Below are 18,177 nucleotides of genomic sequence, written 5' to 3' on the forward strand. Positions count from 1 at the left end.
GGGCGACGTCAGCCCGCGCGCGGGCCCGCGTGGGCGGCGCGGTGCTTGTTGAACTCCGCCACGTGCTTCTTGTGCTCCTCGTACGTCGCCGAGAAGCGGGTGTCTCCCGGCTTGACGGTGACGAAGTACAGCCAGTTGCCCGGTGTCGGTGCGACGGCCGCCGCCATCGCCTCCATGCCCGGATTGTCGATCGGGGTGGGTGGGAGGCCCTGGCGTTCGTACGTGTTGAAGGGGCTGTCGATCCGGGTGTCGCTCAGCGTGGTGTCGACGGTGCTGCGGTTCAGCGCGTAGTTGATGGTGGAGTCCATCTGGAGCGGCATCGACTTCGCCAGCCGGTTGTGCACCACCCGGGCGACCTTGCCCATGTCGGCGCGGTTCTCGGCCTCCGCCTCGATGACGCTGGCCATCGTCGCCGTCTGGTACGGGGTCATCCCGTGGGACCTGCTGCCGTCGGCCACCGCCTTGGTGGTGAGCTTCTCGTGGGCCGTGCGCACCATCTGGCCGAGCAGGGTGGCCGGGGTCGTCTTCGAGGTCACCGGGTACGTCGCCGGAAAGAGGTACCCCTCCGGGTTCCCCTTGGCCTCCGCGGGCAGTGCCGGAGCCACGGCGAGCGCCGCCGACTTGGCGGATCCCGGCGGAAGCTTCAGTTCGCGGTCCACCGCGGCGTACACCTGCGACGCGCGCCAGCCCTCGGGGATCGTCAGCCGGCGCGGCTCCTCCGGCCCCGCCCCACCTCGCAGGACCGGGATCAGGACGGCCCCAGTGAGCAGCACGCCGAGGAAGAGCGCCAGTCGGCCACGGCGGGTGAGCCGGGATCGGCGCCGGGGCGGCCGGTACGCATGACTCATGCCGGAACGCTAACCCGCAGACCGTTTATTTTCCGACATTCAGCTCGTGTGCCGGTCATACCGTCACACATTCACCGGAGCCAGCGGGGCGTCCTCCGGCGGCTCGGGGGCGAGCGCGGCGTCCCGGTCCCGGCGGACCAGGGCCGCGTACCGGCCGTCCGCCTTCAGGAGCTCCTCGTGGGTGCCGCGCTCGGCTATGCGCCCGCCGTCGAGGACCACGATCTGGTCGGCGTCGCGCACGGTGGACAGCCGGTGCGCGATGGTGATGGTGGTGCGGCCCGCGGACAGGTGGTCGATGGCCTGCTGGACGGCGTGCTCGGTACGGGTGTCGAGGGCGCTGGTGGCCTCGTCGAGGATGAGCACCGGCGGGTCCCTCAGGATGGTGCGGGCGATGGCGAGCCGCTGCTTCTCGCCTCCGGAGAAGCGGTAGCCGCGCTCGCCGACCAGGGTGTCGTAGCCGTCGGGCAGGGACGCGATGTGGTCGTGGATCTGGGCGGCGCGGGCCGCCTCGGTGATCTCCTCGTCGGTGGCGTCCGGCTTGGCGAAGCGCAGGTTGTCCGCGACCGAGGCGTGGAAAAGGTAGGTCTCCTGGGAGACCACGCCGATGGAGCGGGCCAGCGAGTCGAAGTCGAGGTCCCGCACGTCCACCCCGTCGATGGCGACCCGGCCGCGGGTGACGTCGTAGAGCCGGGGCACGAGGTAGCTGAGGGTGCTCTTCCCGGAGCCCGTCGGACCGACCACGGCGAGCGAGCCGCCGGCCGGGACGGTGATGTCGATCCCCGTGAGGGTCGGGCCGTTCTCGGAGTCGTAGGTGAAGTGCACGTCCTCCAGGGCGACCTCACCCTTGGCGCGGTCCAGGCGGACCGGGTCGGCGCGCTCCGTGATGTCCACGGGCAGGTCGAGGTACTCGAAGATGCGGGCGAACAGCGCGAGCGAGGTCTGTATCTGCACACCGGTCGACAGCAGGCTCACGGCGGGCCGGAAGAGTCCCTGCTGGAGGGTGACGAAGGCGACGAGGGTACCGACGGAGAGGGAGGGGGCGCCGGTCTGGAGGGCGATGCCGGCGGCCCAGTAGATCAGCGCGGGCATGGCGGCCATGACGATGCCGATGGTGGACATCCGCCAGCGCCCGGCCATGCTGGAGCGCACCTCGAGGTCGACGAGCTTCTCGGACTCGGCGGAGAAGGCGGCGGTGAGGGACTCTGAACGGCCCATGGTGCGCCCGAGCAGGATGCCGCTGACCGAGAGCGACTCGGTGACCGTCGCGGCCATGGCGGCCATCTGCTTCTGGCGCTTCGTCGTGATCTTCTTGCGCTCGTGCCCGACCCTCCGGCTGATCCACACGAAGACGGGCAGGAGGAGCAGGGAGACCACGGTGAGCCGCCAGTCGAGCGCGAGCATGGCGACCACGGTGGCGATGACGGCCGTCAGGTTGGAGACGAGCGAGGTCGCGGTCGAGGTGACGGTGGCCTGCATGCCGCCGATGTCGTTGGCGATGCGGGACTGCACCTCCCCGGTGCGGGTCCGGGTGAAGAAGGCCAGCGGCATCCGCTGGAGCTGCGCGTAGACGGCGGTGCGCAGGTCGTGCATGACGCGCTGCCCCACGGTGGTGGATATCAGGGTCTGCAGCACGCCGAAGACGCTGGTGACGACGGCGGTGAGGATCATGCCGAGCGCGAGCAGGCTGAGCAGTCCGGTGCGGCCCTGCGGGATCGCGACGTCGAGGATCTCCTTGAGCAGGAACGGCGAGGCGACGCCGACCAGCGAGGAGGCGCAGACGAGCAGGCCGACGACGGCGAGCCGACCGCGGTAGGGCCGGAACAGCGCGACGATCCGGCGCAGCTCCCGGGGCTGCTCCGCCGGGGCGGGCCGGGTCGGATCGAGGGGGTCTTTCGACGGGGTCCACTTCGGTTCGTCGTGTGGCATGGGCACCCTCTCGGGGGTCGGGGGAAGGGGGTCAGGGCTCGGCGGAGCGGTCGGGTTCCTCACGGAGCCGGCCCGGACGGAGCCTGCTCGGACGGAGCCGACACCATAGGAGCATAGGTCATTGTTACCTATGCTCACAATGAACGGGGTCCTGATATCGTTCCCGCATGAGCTCCGCCTCCGACACCGATCGCCTCCTCGCCGAACAGCTCCTGCGCCTGACGCGCAGGCTCCACCGGATCCAGAAGCGCCACATGGTGCCGCTCGGGATCACTCCCGCCCAGAGTCGGCTGCTGCGCCTCGTCTCGCATTACGAGGGCGAGCAGCCGCCCCGGATGGCGGACCTCGCCGCCCGGCTGGAGGTCGTCCCCCGCGCGGTGACCACCCTGGTCGACGGGCTGGAGGCGGCCGAGTGCGTACGGCGCGTGCCCGACCCGGCGAACCGCCGCGTCATCAGGATCGAGCTCACCGACACCGGCCGCGCCACGCTGCGCCGTCTGCGCAACGCGCGGACCGACGCCGCAGAGGAGATCCTGGCTCCGTTGACCGCCGACCAGCGCGAGGTGCTCGGCGGTCTGCTGAACGCCCTGTCGGACGCCCCGGCGGAGCGCACCTGCTGAATGGGCCACTCGAGGGCCGCGCCGAGGCGAGGGGTCGCACATGCCGCTGCTGGAACCGGAGCCGGGGGCCCTGCGCCCGCGCGACATCGGCGGCCCCGCCCCCGACCGGGTCCCCCCGCACCGGGCGACGGGCACGCCGGAGCCGCTCCGTAGCGAGCTGACGGAGCTGCTGGGCGCCGAGAAGGTGCTGTGGAAGGTCTCCGACCTGGTCCGCTACGCCTCCGACGCCTCCCCCTACCGCTTCGTGCCCCAGGTCGTGGTGGTCGCCGAGGACATCGACGACGTCTCCGCGGTCCTCTCCTACGCCCGCGGCCGGCAGCGGGAGGTCGTCTTCCGCGCCGCCGGGACCTCGCTCAACGGGCAGGCCCAGGGAGAGGACATCCTGGTGGACGTACGCCGTCACTGGGCCGGCGTCGAGGTGCTGGAGGAGGGCCGGCGGGCCCGTATCCGGCCCGGCACCACCGTGCTGCGGGCCAACGCCGCGCTGGCCCGCCACGGCCGGGTCCTCGGCCCCGACCCGGCCAGCGCGATCGCCTGCACCGTCGGGGGTGTCGTCGCCAACAACGCGTCCGGCATGACGGCGGGCACCACGAGGAACTCCTACCGCACGCTGTCCTCCCTCACCTTCGTGCTGCCCGGCGGCACCGTCGTGGACACCGCGGACCCGCTGGCCGACGAGGAACTGGCGCGCGCCGAACCGGCCCTCTGCCGCGGACTGATGGCGATCAAGCGGGAGGTCGAGGCGGACCCCGCGCTGACCGCGCGGATCCGCGCCAAGTACGAGATCAAGAACACCACCGGCTACCGGCTCGACGCCTACCTGGACGGCAACACCCCCGTCGAGATCCTGCGCGGGCTCATGGTCGGTTCGGAGGGCACCCTCGGCTTCATTTCCGAAGTCGTCCTCGACACCCTCCCGCTGGACCGCGAACGGTGCGCCGCCCTGCTCTTCTTCCCCTCACTGCCCGCCGCGGCCGCGGCCGTACCCCGCTTCAACGAGGCGGGCGCCCTCGCCGTCGAGCTGATGGACGGGAACACCCTGCGGGCCTCGGTCAGCGTCGAGGGGGTGCCGGCCGACTGGGCCGGACTGCCCCGGACGACCACGGCCCTGCTCGTGGAGTTCCGGGCTCCGGACGCGGCCGGCCGTGACGCGTGCGCACGCCGCGCGGCGACCGCCCTCGAAGGCCTCGACCTGGTCGCCCCGGTGCCCTCGGTCACCAACCGGTTCACCGGCGACCCACGGACCATCAGCGGCTACTGGAAGGCCCGCAAGGCCTTCGTCACCGCCGTCGGCGGCGCCCGTGCCCGCGGCACCACCCTGATCACCGAGGACTTCGCGGTGCCGCCGTCCCGGCTGGCCGAGGCCTGCGCGGCCCTCCTCGACCTCCAGGCGGAGCACGGCTTCGACGCCGCGGTCGCCGGTCACGCCGCCCACGGGAACCTGCACTTCCTGCTCGCCTTCGACGCCGCCGACCCCGAGGACGTCGAGCGGTACGCCGCCTTCATGGAGGCCTTCTGCCGGCTCACCGTGGAACGCTTCGACGGCTCCCTGAAGGCCGAGCACTCGACCGGCCGCAACATGGCCCCCTTCCTGGAACTGGAGTGGGGCCCCAGGGCCGCCGGCCTGATGTGGCGCACCAAACGGCTCGTCGACCCGGACGGCGTGCTCGCCCCGCGGATCCTCCTCGACCGCGACCCGCGGGCCCACCTGCGCGGCCTGAAGACCATTCCGCGCGTGGAGGCGGAGGCCGATCCCTGCATCGAGTGCGGGTTCTGCGAACCTGCCTGTCCGAGCGGGGACCTGACGACCACTCCGCGCCAGCGCATCGTGCTGCGCCGCGAAATGGTCCGCCAGCAGCCCGGCTCGCCGCTGCTGGAAGGACTGCTCGGCGCCTACGGCTACGACGCGGTGGACACCTGCGCGGGCGATTCGACCTGCCGGCTCGCCTGCCCGGTCGGGATCGACACCGGGGCGCTGATGCGGGACTTCCGCCACCGGCGGCACGGCGGGCGCGAGGAGGCGGCCGCCGCGCTGGCGGCCCGGCACTTCGGCGCCGTCGAGGCCGCCGCCCGGACGGCCCTCGCCACCGCCGGCCGGATCCCCGACCGGGTCCGGGACCGCCTGCTGGAGGCTGCCACCGGGGCCGCGCGCAGGGCCGTAGGACCCGGCCTGGTACCGCGGTGGCTGCCGCAGATCCCCGGCGCTGCCGGGAAACCGCCCACGACCCGGCGGTCGGGCGCCGCGGCCGTCTACTACCCGGCCTGCGTCAACCGGATCGTCGGCGGGCCGGACGACAGGCCCGGTCCGACGCTTCCGCAGGCCGTGGTGGCCCTGTCGGAACGGGCCGGGAAGCCGGTCTGGATCCCCCGCGACGTGACGGGCACCTGCTGCGCGACGATCTGGCACTCCAAGGGCTACGAGGCGGGCAACCGGGTGATGGCCAACCGGATCGTCGAGGCGGCCTGGGGCTGGACGGCCGGCGGACGCCTGCCGCTGGTCGTCGACGCCTCCTCCTGCACCCTGGGCATCGCCCGGGAGGTGGTCCCGTACCTGACGCCGGACAACCGTTCCCTGCACGAGGAGTTGCGGATCGTCGACTCGGTCGTGTGGGCCGCGGAGGAGCTGCTGCCGCGCCTGGAGGTGCGGCGCACGGTGGGTTCGGCCGTCCTCCACCCCACCTGCTCGACGCGTCACCTGGGCGACGAACCGCACCTGCGGGCGGTCGCCGAGGCCTGCGCCGACGAGGTGGTGGTCCCGGACGACGCGGGCTGCTGCGCGTTCGCCGGCGACCGGGGCATGCTGCACCCGGAACTGACGGCCGCCGCGACGGCCCGGGAGGCCGCGGAGGTGACCGCGCGGCCCTTCGACGCGCACCTGTCGTCGAACCGGATGTGCGAGGTGGGCATGGACCGGGCCACCGGCCGGAGCTACTACTCGGCCCTGATCGAACTGGAGCGCGCCACCCGCCCGTGAGCGCCGGTGCGCGCGCCCCCCGCGACCAGGCACCGGGCGGGCGTCCGCGTGCGCAAACCTCTTTCCCCCGGTCCCCGGCGGACGGAAAATCAATTGCCCGCGCCCGGTCCGGAAGGCGAACCTTGCACGGTTTGGACCACTCGACCAGTCATGGGGCGTCATGCAGATCAGCGATCTTCCGTATCCGGATCCGGGAGTACCAGACGCTCGTTCGGGCCCCCGTTTCCTCCTGTGGCTGGGGCGTGGTCAGCTCGGCGGACAGCTCAAGAGCCTGTGCTGGGGCATGCTGCACTTCGGCGGCGTCGCCGGACTGCCGTACGCCGTGGGCCTGGGCGTCGACGCGGTCGTCGACCGCGAGCCGAACCGGCTGCTGCTCGTCGGTGGCCTGCTCGTCCTGATCGGCGTCGCCATCTCGGTCGGCGACGCCATGCTCCACCGCACCGCCGTCACCAACTGGATCACCGCCGCCGCCCGCGTGCAGCAGCTCCTCGCCCGCAAGACCGCCGAGCTGGGCTCCGCCCTGACCCGCCGGGTCGCCGCGGGCGAGGTGGTCGCGGTGTCCACCGGCGACGTGGAGAAGATCGGATGGTTCGTCGAGGCGGTCTCCCGCTTCCTCGCCGCCGTCTTCGCCATCGTCCTGGTCTGTGTCGGCCTGGTCTTCTACGCCCCCGAACTCGGCGTGGTCGTGGCCGTCGGGGTGCCGGTGATCGCCCTGGCCGCGCTGCCGCTGCTGCCGCGCGCCACCCGACGCGCCGACGTCCAGCGGGAGAAGGCGGGCCGGGCGACCGAGCTGGCCTCGGACACCGTCGCCGGTCTGCGCGTGCTGCGCGGCATCGGCGGCGAGGAGCTGTTCCTCGGCCGGTACCGCGAGGCTTCGCAGGAGGTCCGCAAGGCCGCGGTGCGCAGCGCCCGGATGTGGGCGCTGATCTCCGCGATCCAGGTGGTGCTCCCGGGCCTGCTGCTGATCACGGTCGTCTGGTACGGCGCCTCGCTGGCCCTGGACGGGCGCATCGCGGTGGGTGAACTCGTCGCGGCCTTCAGCGCGGTGGCCACCCTGCTCTACCCACTGCGGCACTTCGAGGAGATCGCGATGGCGTACTCCTTCTCGCGTCCCTCCGCGCAACGGGCGGCCCGGGTGCTGTCGTTGACCCGTACGGATCCGGCGGAGCGTTCCGCGCGGGCCGAGCCGGTCGGGGAACCCGCCGCGGGCGGGGACCTGTACGACCCGCGGACCGGACTGCTGGCGCCCGCCGGCCGGTTCACCGCCGTCGTCTGCGGGGACCCCGACCTGGCGGGCCGGCTGGCGGAACGCCTCGGCGGCCATCCCATGGACGAGCAGGGCGGGGACCGGGACGGCGACGACGAAGCGGCCCGGGAGGCGACGGAGGCTCCTTCGGTCCTGCTCGGCGGGGTCGCGCTGGACGAGCTCGAACTGGACACCGCGCGCAGGCTGGTCCTCGTGCAGGACAAGGATCCGGTGCTGCTGTCGGGCACGCTCCGTGAGCTGTTCGACGTACCGGCGTCCGGGTCGGTCGACTCGGCCGCGGCCCTGGCCGCCGCCCAGTGCGCGGACGTACTGGACGCGCTGTTGCAGTCCGCGCCGGCCGGAGTGGACGACCCGATGGACGCCCGGATCACCGAGCGCGGCCGGTCGCTGTCCGGCGGGCAGCGCCAGCGCCTCGCGCTGGCCCGGTCCCTGGTCACCGACCCGGAGGTGCTCGTGCTCGACGAGCCGACCTCCGCGGTCGACTCGCACACCGAGGCACGGATCGCGGACGGGATCGCGGCCCTGCGGGCCGGGCGGACCACGGTGGTCCTGGCGTCCTCGCCGCTGCTGCTGGACCGCGCGGACCGGGTCGTGCTCGTCGACGGCGGCACGGTGGCGGCGGTCGGCACCCACCGCGAACTGCTGCACCGCGAGCCGCGCTACCGGGCGGTCGTCACCCGCGAGACGGACGAGGAGCAGCGGCTCGCCGGGCTCGGAATGACAGAGCTGGAAGAAGCACTCACAGAGATCGAGGAATCCGCATGATCGGCGTGGCGCCGCCGGAATACGATCCGGCGGCCCCCGAGACGGCCGCGACCCTGCCCGTGGGCACGCCGGCGACTGTACGGGGCTATGTGCGCGACCTGTTCCGGCGCCACCGGCGGGCCTTCCTGCTGCTGGTCGGCGTCAACGCGGTCGCGGTGATCGCCTCCATGGTCGGCCCGTACCTGCTGGGCCGGGTCGTGGACGATCTCGCTGCGGGGGCGCGCGAGCTGCACCTGGAGCGGATGGCGGTGCTGTTCGCACTGGCGCTCGCCGTCCAGACCTGCTTCGTGCGGCTGGTGCGGCTGCGCGGGGCGATGCTGGGCGAGGAGATGCTCGCCGACCTGCGCGAGGACTTCCTCGTGCGGTCGGTGGGGCTGCCGCCGGGCGTGCTGGAGCGGGCCGGTACCGGCGATCTGCTGTCGCGGATCACCACCGACATCGACCGGCTGGCGAACGCGATGCGGGAAGCCGTGCCGCAACTGGCCATCGGCGTGGTGTGGGCGGGGCTGCTGTTCGGCGCCCTCGCGGTGACCGCGCCGCCGCTGGCGCTGGCCGCGCTCGTCGCGCTGCCGGTGCTGGTGATCGGCTGCCGCTGGTACTTCCGGCGGGCGCCTTCGGCGTACCGCTCGGAGGCGGCGGGCTACGCCGCGGTCGCGGCCGTGCTCACCGAGACGGTCGACGCGGGCCGCACGGTCGAGGCGCACCGGCTGGGGCCGGAGCGGATCGCCCGGTCGGAGCGCCGGATCAAGGAGTGGACGGCGTGGGAGCGGTACACGCTGTTCCTGCGGACCGTCCTGTTCCCCGTCATCAACGTCACCTTCGTGACGATCCTCGGCTCGGTGCTGCTGATCGGCGGCTACTGCGTGATGCAGGGCTGGATGTCGGTGGGTCAGCTGACCACGGGCGCGCTGCTGGCGCAGATGCTGGTCGATCCGATCGGCCTGATCCTGCGCTGGTACGACGAGCTGCAGATCGCCCAGGTGTCGCTGGGGCGTCTGGTGGGCGTGCGGGAGATCGAACCGGACGCGGGGGACGCGGAGGTGGCGCCCGACGGCCGGGACGTGCGGGCCCAGGACGTCCGCTTCGGCTACCGGGAGGGCGTGGACGTCCTGCACCAGGTGTCGATGGCGGTGCCGCCGGGCACCCGGATGGCGCTCGTCGGCCCCTCGGGCGCGGGCAAGTCCACCCTGGGACGGCTGCTCGCGGGCATCTACGAGCCCCGCACCGGCGCGGTCACCCTCGGCGGGGCCCGGCTGTCGCGGATGCCCGCGGAGCGGGTCCGCGAGCACGTGGCCCTGGTCAACCAGGAGCACCACGTCTTCGTGGGATCGCTGCGCGACAACCTGCGTCTCGCGCGGACGGGTGCCGAGGACGCCGAGCTGTGGGCGGCGCTGGGCGCCGTGGACGCGGACGGCTGGGCACGGGCCCTGGACGACGGCCTGGACACCGAGGTCGGCTCCGGCGGTACGGCGCTCACCCCGGCGCAGGCCCAGCAGGTGGCGCTGGCCCGGCTGGTGCTGGCGGATCCGCACACCCTGGTGCTGGACGAGGCCACGTCGCTGCTGGACCCGCGGGCGGCGCGGCACCTGGAGCGCTCGCTGGCCCGGGTACTGGACGGCCGTACGGTCATCGCCATCGCCCACCGGCTGCACACGGCTCACGACGCGGACGTGATCGCGGTGGTCGAGGGCGGCCGGATCAGCGAACTCGGCTCGCACGACGAGCTGGTCGCGGCGGACGGGGCCTACGCGGCGCTGTGGCGGTCCTGGCACGGCTGAGCCCGCGGCAACTGCCGGTCCGGGCTCGGCTGCCGGCCCCTGCTCGCCGGGTACGGAGCACCGCTCCGTACCCGGCAGCCGGGCTTCGGCAGGGCACCCCTAGATGAAGCCGAGGGCGGAGGCGCCTCCGAAGCCGCCGAGCAGGATGAAGACCGGCATGAGGACCTTCAGCTCCACCCAGCTGCCGGCGCGGAAGCGCATCGCCTTCGGCGGGCCGATCGGGTACCAGCGCTTCCCGGCGATCGGCAGGGGCCACAGGACCGGGCAGCCGGAGACGGTCAGCGCGTCGCCGATGTCGTGGACCAGGGCTCCGAGCACGATGGGCAGGCCCAGCCAGAGGTATTCCTGCCCCGGTTCGGTGAACAGCCAGTTCGCACCGTTGCCGGGCTGGTCGAGGACCCCGGCCATGATCCACGCGCTGGTTGCGCCGAGCAGCCAGACCAGGACGTCACTGGACATCCGGGCGGCCCGCCACAGGAGGCCCTCGACCGCGAGCACCAGGTGCACGAAGAGCAGCGCGAGCACGCCCCAGCGGTCGGCGGTGACGGCGAGCGCGGAGGATCCGCCGCCGATCAGCACGGCCCAGAGCCAGGTGTGCGTCAGGGTGCGGTGGCCGCCGGAGCGGCGGGCGTCCTTCGTGGAGCGGGTGGCCTTGTAGACGGCGTAGGAGATCTTGTCGACCACCTCGCACAGCCCTTTGGACAGCGGACCGAAGGCGCGGGAGATCGTCGCCGACTTGTGGTCGAGGTCCGGGGCGAGGGCGGCGCCGGCACAGATCAGCGCGCCGACGACGAGGACCGGCCAGGGCATGGGATGGCCGGCGGCCGCAGTGGCCGCGCCCACCCCCAGCCAGGCCGCCGCCCCGGACAGTGAGTGCGCCGGACCCATCATGGTCGTTCCCCGCCCCGCTGGTGTGTGTCGGGCCCTGTTGACCGGTTCGTTCGGGCCGCATCGACCGCACAGCGTACAGTCGGTGATCTTCCTCCCGTCCTCCGGTTCCCTGATCCGGGGGGAAGCCAGGCAAGATGGGGGCGTGACCCTCATTGATCAGCTCCCGCCGACCGCCGACCCCGACGCCCTCTTCGAGGCTTTCTCCTCGTGGGCCGAGGAGCAGGGCATCACCCTGTACCCGGCTCAGGAGGAGGCGCTGATCGAGGTCGTCTCCGGGGCGAACGTGATCCTGTCCACCCCGACCGGCTCCGGCAAGAGCCTAGTCGCGGCCGGTGCGCACTTCACCGCCCTGGCCCAGGACAAGGTGACCTTCTACACCGCCCCGATCAAGGCGCTGGTGTCGGAGAAGTTCTTCGACCTGTGCAAGCTCTTCGGCACCGAGAACGTCGGCATGCTGACCGGCGACGCCTCGGTGAACGCGGACGCCCCGGTGATCTGCTGCACCGCCGAGGTGCTGGCCTCCATCGCGCTGCGCGACGGCAAGCACGCCGACATCGGCCAGGTCGTGATGGACGAGTTCCATTTCTACGCCGAGCCGGATCGCGGCTGGGCCTGGCAGATCCCGCTGCTGGAGCTGCCGCAGGCGCAGTTCGTCCTGATGTCGGCGACCCTCGGCGACGTGAAGCGGTTCGAGGACGACCTGACCCGGCGCACCGGTCGGCCCACGTCGGTGGTCCGCTCCGCGACCCGTCCCGTCCCGCTGTCGTACGAGTACGTCACCACGCCCATCACCGACACGATCACGGAGCTGCTGGAGACCCGGCAGGCCCCCGTCTACATCGTGCACTTCACACAGGCCCAGGCGGTCGAGCGGGCGCAGTCGCTCATGAGCATCAACATGTGCACGCGCGAGGAGAAGGACAAGATCCAGGAACTGATCGGCAACTTCCGCTTCACCACCAAGTTCGGCCAGAACCTCTCGCGCTACGTGCGGCACGGCATCGGCGTGCACCACGCCGGCATGCTGCCCAAGTACCGGCGCCTGGTGGAGAAGCTCGCGCAGGCCGGTCTGCTGAAGGTCATCTGCGGTACGGACACGCTCGGGGTCGGCGTCAACGTCCCGATCCGCACCGTGCTGTTCACCGCGCTCACCAAGTACGACGGCAACCGGGTCCGTACGCTGCGCGCCCGCGAGTTCCACCAGATCGCCGGACGGGCCGGACGGGCCGGCTTCGACACGGCGGGCTTCGTGGTCGCCCAGGCGCCCGAGCACGTCATCGAGAACGAGAAGGCGCTCGCGAAGGCGGGCGACGACCCCAAGAAGCGCCGCAAGGTGGTCCGCAAGAAGGCCCCCGAGGGTTTCGTCGCCTGGTCGGACACCACCTTCGAGAAGCTGATCGCCGCCGACCCGGAGCCGCTGACCTCGCGCTTCAAGGTCACCAACATCATGCTGCTGTCGGTGATCGCCCGGCCCGGCGACGCCTTCCAGGCGATGCGCCACCTCCTGGAGGACAACCACGAGCCGCGCAAGGCCCAGCTGCGGCACATCCGACGGGCCATCGCGATCTACCGCTCGCTGCTGGACGGCGGCGTGGTCGAGAAGCTCGACACCCCGGACGCCGAGGGCCGCACCATCCGGCTCACCGTCGACCTCCAGCAGGACTTCGCGCTGAACCAGCCGCTGTCCACCTTCGCGCTGGCCTCCTTCGACCTGCTGGACCCGGAGTCCCCCTCCTACGCGCTGGACATGGTGTCCGTCGTGGAGTCCACCCTCGACGACCCGCGCCAGATCCTGGCCGCGCAGCAGAACAAGGAGCGCGGCATCGCGGTCGGCCAGATGAAGGCCGACGGGATCGAGTACGAGGAGCGGATGGAGCGGCTCCAGGACGTCACCTATCCCAAGCCGCTGGAAGAGCTCCTCTCCCACGCCTACGACGTGTACGCCAAGAGCCACCCGTGGGTGCGCGACCACCCCGTCTCCCCGAAGTCGATCATTCGCGACATGTACGAGCGCGCGATGACCTTCACCGAGTTCACCTCCTTCTACGAGCTGGCCCGCACCGAGGGCATCGTGCTGCGCTACCTCGCCAGCGCGTTCAAGGCGCTGGACCACACCATCCCCGACGACCTCAAGTCCGAGGACCTCGAGGACCTGATCGCCTGGCTGGGCGAGCTGGTCCGCCAGGTCGACTCCAGCCTGCTCGACGAGTGGGAGCAGCTGGCGAACCCGGAGGTGGAGACGGCGGAGCAGGCCCAGGAGAAGGCCGACCAGGTCAAGCCGGTCACCGCGAACGCGCGCGCCTTCCGCGTCCTGGTCCGCAACGCCATGTTCCGCCGGGTGGAGCTGGCCGCCCTCGACAACGTCGACATGCTGGGCGAGCTGGACGCCGAGTCGGGCTGGGACGCCGACGCCTGGGGCGATGCCATGGACGCGTACTGGGACGAGTACGACGACCTGGGCACCGGCCCCGACGCCCGTGGCCCGAAGCTCCTGCAGATCGAGGAGGACCCGGCGCACGGTCTGTGGCGCGTCCGCCAGACCTTCGCCGACCCCAACGGCGACCATGGCTGGGGCATCAGCGCCGAGGTCGACCTGGCCGCGTCCGACGAGGAGGGCCGGGCGGTCGTCCGCGTCACCTCGGTCGGCGAGCTCGGCGCCCTGTGACCTGATCCGGCAGGCCGCCGGACCGCCCGGACCCGACAGTGGAGATCCTCTGATGACGAACCCCGCCGAAAGACTGGTCGATCTGCTCGATCTGGAGCAGATCGAGGTCAACATCTTCCGCGGCGCCAGCCCGCAGGAGTCCCTCCAGCGGGTCTTCGGCGGCCAGGTCGCCGGCCAGGCACTGGTGGCCGCGGGCCGCACCGTCGAGAGCGACCGTCCGGTCCACTCGTTGCACTCGTACTTCCTGCGCCCCGGCAGCCCCGGGGTGCCGATCGTGTACCAGGTGGAGCGGGTGCGCGACGGGCGGTCCTTCACCACGCGCCGGGTCACCGCGGTCCAGCAGGGCAAGACGATCTTCAATCTCACCGCCTCCTTCCATCATCCGGAGGACGGCAGCATCGAGCACCAGCTGCCTCCTCACCACGTCCCCCATCCCGACACGCTCCCCAAGGTCGCGGACGAGATCCGCGAGCACCTCGGGGCGCTGCCGGAGGCACTGGAGCGGATGGCCCGCCGCCAGCCCTTCGACATCCGCTACGTGAACCGGCTCCGCTGGACCCCCGAGGAGCTCAAGGGCGCCGATCCGCGCAGCGCGGTGTGGATGCGGGCGGTCGGCCCCCTGGGCGACGACCCGCTCGTGCACACCTGCGCCCTCACCTACGCCAGTGACATGACCCTCCTCGACGCCGTGCGCATCCCCGTGGAGCCCCTGTGGGGCATGCGCGGTTTCGACATGGCCTCGCTCGACCACGCCATGTGGTTCCACCGGCCGTTCCGGGCCGACGAGTGGTTCCTGTACGACCAGGAGTCGCCGATCGCGCACGGCGGCCGGGGCCTGGCCCGGGGCCGCATCTACGACCTGGAGGGCAGGCTGCTGGTCTCCGTGGTCCAGGAGGGCCTCTTCCGCCCGTACCCCGCCCGGCAGCCGCGCCCGGACCAGCCGGGCCGGCCGTCCGATCCCGCACCGAAGAACTGAGCAGACCGATGCCCACCCCCGCCCTGCCGTGCCCCTGCGGGCTGCCCGCCGCCTATCCGGAGTGCTGCGGCCGCTTCCACTCCGGTGACCGGCAGGCCCCCACCGCCGAGCTGCTGATGCGCTCCCGCTTCAGCGCCTTCGCGGTCGGTGACACCGCCTACCTGCTGCGCTCCTGGCACTCCTCGACGCGCCCGGCCGCCCTCGACCTGGATCCCGGGCAGCGCTGGGAGCGGCTGGAGATCCTCGCGACGGAGCGCGGCGGGATGTTCGAGACGGAGGGCTCGGTGGAGTTCCGCGCGCACTACCGTGAGGGCCGGCACACCGGCTCGCTGCACGAGCACAGCGCGTTCGCCCGCGAGGCCGGGGCCTGGGTCTACGTCGGCCCCCTGTCCCCCGTCGACTTCGACTGACCACGGGCCCCGGTGAGGGCGAACTCCAGGCTGGTGCGGTACCAGTGGATCTCGTCCGGCGGACCGGCCCGTAGCAGCCCCTCCGCCACCGCGGCGGCGGCGGGGACCTGCGGATGCCCGTACGGCGGGGGCGGGGCCAGCGCGGCCAGGACGGTCCGCTCCGCCGGATCGGGCACGGCCTCGCGCAGCTCGTCCTCGGGGAGCACGCCGGCCAGTACGGCCGCTCGGGCCCACGGGCCGGCGGTCCGTCTCAGCAGGAGTCCCACATGCCGCCCGCGCCACGTGCGCGGGCGCAGGTCCCCCTTGGCCGCCAGCAGGTCCCGGTCCTCGGCGGGCGCCCTCCCGCGCAGCAGGTCCGGCTCACGGTGGGCGAACTCCCTCAGCTCCGCGGTCAGATAGAGCCATACGACGGCGCGGTAGCGGTTGATCCGGTAGCCGACGGGGGTGAAGTGCCCGCAGCGTGCGAGCCGGGTGAACCGGCTCGGGCCGACCCCCAGCACCTCGGCCGCCGCCTGGGCCCCGGCCACGGTCTCGACCCGGCGGCGCAGCGCGTCCGGCAGGCCGTCGGCCGCGGCCCGCACCCGCGCCAGCTCCGCGCGTGCGAAGCGTGCGGCCCCGCCGCTCGTCGGCGGCGCCGCCCTGACGATCCCCAGCTGGACGGCCCTGGCCAACTCGCCGCGCGTCAGGCCCAGTTCCCCCGCGGCCTGCGCACTGCCCACCAGTGGCTTCGCGGCACCGTCGGCGCGGACGGCTGCCGGGTCCTCCTCGCGCACGGCCTGGTCCTGCGGCGGCGCGGTCACCATGTACGTCATCACGATCCTCCCCCACGAGCGATGATTACTCTGTGTGAAGACCGTAACGCGCTGCGACGACATCCCGCGAGGCCTGTGGACAACTCCACGCCCCGCCCGGAGCCGCCTCGGGCTCAGCCGCCGGTGATGCGGCGCTCCGCGACTCCCAGGTGCTCGCCCACCCTGTTGACCAGCAGCGTCATCTCGTAGGCGACCTGACCGATGTCCGCCTCGGCCGCGCTCAGCACGCACAGGGAGCTGCCCGCGCCGGCCGCCATGACGAAGAGCGCCCCGTCGTCGTACTCGACCATCGTCTGGCGGACCTCACCGGCCCTGAAGTGCCGTCCCGAACCCTTCGCCAGACTCTGCAGCCCGGCCGCGACGGCCGCCAGGTGCTCCGCGTCCTCGCGCGGCAGCCCCGCGCTCGCTCCCGTCACCAGGCCGTCATTGGACAGGACCACCGCGTGCCGCACCTGCGGGACCCTGCGCGTCAGGTCGTCCAGCAGCCAGTCCAGTTGCTTGTCCAGTGCCATTCCGAGCCCCTCCCCGTCGACGCGGCCCGTTCGGCCGCGCCCCACCCCGCGTAGTCGTGCCGCAAGCCTTCCCCACCAGCGCCTTTCCGGCAAGGAGGATGTGCGCATGGCGAAGAAGATGACTCAAGAGGAATGGCGGGCATTCGTCTCCCGTTCCACCCGTACCGGAAAGCTCTGCACCGTCCGCGAGGACGGAAGTCCGCATGTCGCGCCCATCTGGTTCGTGCTCGACGGGGACTCCTTCGTCTTCAACACCGGGAAGGACACCGCCAAGGGACGCAATCTGGCCAGGGACGGGCGCGTCGCGCTGTGCGTGGACGACGACCGGCCGCCGTTCGCCTACGTGGTCCTCCAGGGCCGCGCGGAGATCAGCGGGTACGCCGACGACGCGGACGGGATGCTCGCCTGGGCGACCCGCATCGCCGCCCGCTACATGGGCGAGGAGGAGGCCGAGGCATACGGCCGACGCAACGCCGTCCCGAGCGAACTCCTGGTCCGTGTCCCGATCGACAAGGTGATCGCCGTCGCCGGGGTGGCCGACTGATCCACCCGCGCGGCCGGGCAGGCCCGCACCGCTCCGCCGGTCCATTTGGCCGACCAGGTCGTCCCGGTCCACCTGGCCGACCAGGTCCGCCCGGTCCGCCGGGGCGGCCAGGTCCACGCCGAGCACCCGGCTCACACGGAACCGGCCTGCGGCCCCACCGAGTCCAGCAGCCGGGCGGTGTGCACCCGCCCGGCGTACTCGACCAGCCTGATCAGCACTTCCTTGCCCGAATCCTTGTCGCGTGCGTCGCACAGCACCACCGGAGTGCCCTGCTCCAGGTCCAGCGCGCGCGACACGTCGTGCGCGCCGTAGCGCCGAGCCTCCGTGAAGCAGTTGACCGCGACGACGAACGGGATGCGCCGGTGCTCGAAGTAGTCGACCGCCGGGAAGCAGTCCTCCAGCCGCCGTGTGTCGGCGAGCACCACCGCACCGAGCGCCCCCTGCGACAGCTCGTCCCACAGGAACCAGAACCGGTCCTGCCCCGGGGTGCCGAACAGGTACAGGGACAGCCCCGACCGGATGGTGATCCGCCCGAAGTCCATGGCCACGGTCGTGGTCGTCTTCTGGTCCACGCCCCCCGTGTCGTCGACCAGTTCGCCCGCCTCGCTCAGCTGCTCCTCCGTGCGCAGCGGCCGGATCTCGCTCACCGCACCGACCAGCGTGGTCTTGCCCACCCCGAACCCGCCCGCCACGAGGATCTTCAGTGCGAGGGCTGCCAGTTCACCGTCCTCCTCCACCGTTCCCGGATCCATGTCCAGGGCTTCTCCGGGCGCTCCGGAGGTCCGGTTGTCGTGGTGTTCCATCACAGCGCTCTCAATCCCTCGATGACTTCACGCAGAATCCGCTCGTCCGGCAGTCGGGCGGGCGGTACCGGGCGGCTGACCTTGACGTGCCCGCCCTCCAGCAGGTCCCCGAGGAGCACCCGTACGACTCCCACGGGCAGGTCGGCGTCGGCGGCGAGTTCCGCCACCGACTGGGTCTCGGACCCGCAGAGCCCCAGCAGGGCCCGGTGTTCGGGGCCGAGCAGCGACTCGGCGGCATCGTCCCCGCCGCCCTCCGGATCCACCGCGACCAGGGCGATCAGGTCGAACCGGACCCCGTGCGGCCCCGGCTTGGTACGCCCCCCGGTCATGGCGTACGGGCGGACGAGCGGACCCGCTTCGGCGTCGTACCACTGGCCGTTCATGGG

Annotated in this window: 15 protein-coding genes; 8 read left to right on the forward strand and 7 right to left on the reverse strand. The window is 72.4% G+C overall.

What is annotated here, in order from left to right; all coding sequences use genetic code 11:
• Positions 1 to 8: 8 nt before the first annotated feature.
• Positions 9 to 848, reverse strand: coding sequence for an endolytic transglycosylase MltG (mltG, locus tag IH80_RS0125440; protein ID WP_030963567.1), 840 nt, complete (start codon positions 846 to 848; stop codon positions 9 to 11).
• Between the two features lie 63 nt (positions 849 to 911).
• Entirely contained in the window at positions 912 to 2,774 is a 1,863-nt protein-coding gene (locus tag IH80_RS0125445) for an ABC transporter ATP-binding protein (RefSeq protein WP_051809904.1), read from the reverse strand.
• A gap of 167 nt (positions 2,775 to 2,941) precedes the next feature.
• Here IH80_RS0125445 and IH80_RS0125450 point away from each other — a divergent pair, with 167 nt between their 5' ends.
• The 4 genes from IH80_RS0125450 (at position 2,942) to IH80_RS0125465 (ending at position 10,178) form a co-directional block, all read left to right on the forward strand.
• Positions 2,942 to 3,394, forward strand: coding sequence for a MarR family winged helix-turn-helix transcriptional regulator (locus IH80_RS0125450; RefSeq protein WP_030963570.1), 453 nt, complete (start codon positions 2,942 to 2,944; stop codon positions 3,392 to 3,394).
• A gap of 40 nt (positions 3,395 to 3,434) precedes the next feature.
• Positions 3,435 to 6,368, forward strand: coding sequence for an FAD-binding and (Fe-S)-binding domain-containing protein (locus IH80_RS0125455; RefSeq protein WP_030963571.1), 2,934 nt, complete (start codon positions 3,435 to 3,437; stop codon positions 6,366 to 6,368).
• Between the two features lie 160 nt (positions 6,369 to 6,528).
• Positions 6,529 to 8,400: an ABC transporter transmembrane domain-containing protein gene (locus IH80_RS0125460; protein ID WP_030963572.1), complete on the forward strand. Its 1,872-nt coding sequence runs from the start codon at positions 6,529 to 6,531 to the stop codon at positions 8,398 to 8,400.
• A complete protein-coding gene (locus IH80_RS0125465) occupies positions 8,397 to 10,178 on the forward strand; it encodes an ABC transporter ATP-binding protein (RefSeq protein WP_030963574.1) in 1,782 nt (593 codons plus the stop codon). Before IH80_RS0125460 ends, IH80_RS0125465 begins: the two co-directional genes overlap by 4 nt.
• A gap of 99 nt (positions 10,179 to 10,277) precedes the next feature.
• Here IH80_RS0125465 and IH80_RS0125470 read toward each other — a convergent pair whose 3' ends face one another.
• Entirely contained in the window at positions 10,278 to 11,069 is a 792-nt protein-coding gene (locus IH80_RS0125470) for a metal-dependent hydrolase (protein WP_030963575.1), read from the reverse strand.
• A 142-nt stretch (positions 11,070 to 11,211) separates the two neighbouring features.
• Between IH80_RS0125470 and IH80_RS0125475 the strand changes: the two genes are divergently transcribed.
• The 3 genes from IH80_RS0125475 to IH80_RS0125485 are packed head-to-tail and all read left to right on the forward strand — an operon-like array spanning position 11,212 to position 15,120.
• Positions 11,212 to 13,734: a DEAD/DEAH box helicase gene (locus IH80_RS0125475; RefSeq protein WP_030963576.1), complete on the forward strand. Its 2,523-nt coding sequence runs from the start codon at positions 11,212 to 11,214 to the stop codon at positions 13,732 to 13,734.
• A gap of 52 nt (positions 13,735 to 13,786) precedes the next feature.
• Positions 13,787 to 14,710 (forward strand): acyl-CoA thioesterase, encoded by a 924-nt coding sequence (locus IH80_RS0125480; RefSeq protein WP_051809906.1) that lies wholly within the window; start codon positions 13,787 to 13,789, stop codon positions 14,708 to 14,710.
• A gap of 8 nt (positions 14,711 to 14,718) precedes the next feature.
• Positions 14,719 to 15,120: a YchJ family protein gene (locus IH80_RS0125485; protein ID WP_030963579.1), complete on the forward strand. Its 402-nt coding sequence runs from the start codon at positions 14,719 to 14,721 to the stop codon at positions 15,118 to 15,120.
• On the opposite strand, the gene IH80_RS0125490 is transcribed toward IH80_RS0125485, so the two are convergent.
• Together IH80_RS0125490 and IH80_RS0125495 are read right to left on the reverse strand one after the other, a co-directional pair.
• On the reverse strand, positions 15,084 to 15,932 hold the full coding sequence (locus IH80_RS0125490) for a DUF6397 family protein (RefSeq protein ID WP_051809908.1): 849 nt from the start codon (positions 15,930 to 15,932) through the stop codon (positions 15,084 to 15,086). The genes IH80_RS0125485 and IH80_RS0125490 overlap by 37 nt on opposite strands.
• Before the next feature lie 113 nt (positions 15,933 to 16,045).
• Entirely contained in the window at positions 16,046 to 16,444 is a 399-nt protein-coding gene (locus IH80_RS0125495; RefSeq protein ID WP_030657457.1) for a roadblock/LC7 domain-containing protein, read from the reverse strand.
• Between the two features lie 106 nt (positions 16,445 to 16,550).
• On the opposite strand from IH80_RS0125495, the gene IH80_RS0125500 reads away from it, so the two are divergent.
• Positions 16,551 to 16,988: a PPOX class F420-dependent oxidoreductase gene (locus tag IH80_RS0125500; protein ID WP_030963581.1), complete on the forward strand. Its 438-nt coding sequence runs from the start codon at positions 16,551 to 16,553 to the stop codon at positions 16,986 to 16,988.
• 131 nt (positions 16,989 to 17,119) lie between these two features.
• Here the strand turns inward: IH80_RS0125500 and IH80_RS0125505 are convergent, their stop codons facing one another.
• Positions 17,120 to 17,740: a GTP-binding protein gene (locus IH80_RS0125505; protein ID WP_030963583.1), complete on the reverse strand. Its 621-nt coding sequence runs from the start codon at positions 17,738 to 17,740 to the stop codon at positions 17,120 to 17,122.
• 50 nt (positions 17,741 to 17,790) lie between these two features.
• Entirely contained in the window at positions 17,791 to 18,174 is a 384-nt protein-coding gene (locus IH80_RS0125510) for a DUF742 domain-containing protein (protein ID WP_030963584.1), read from the reverse strand.
• Positions 18,175 to 18,177: the final 3 nt, after the last annotated feature.

Source organism: Streptomyces sp. NRRL S-378, assembly GCF_000720645.1.
Lineage (GTDB): Bacteria > Actinomycetota > Actinomycetes > Streptomycetales > Streptomycetaceae > Streptomyces.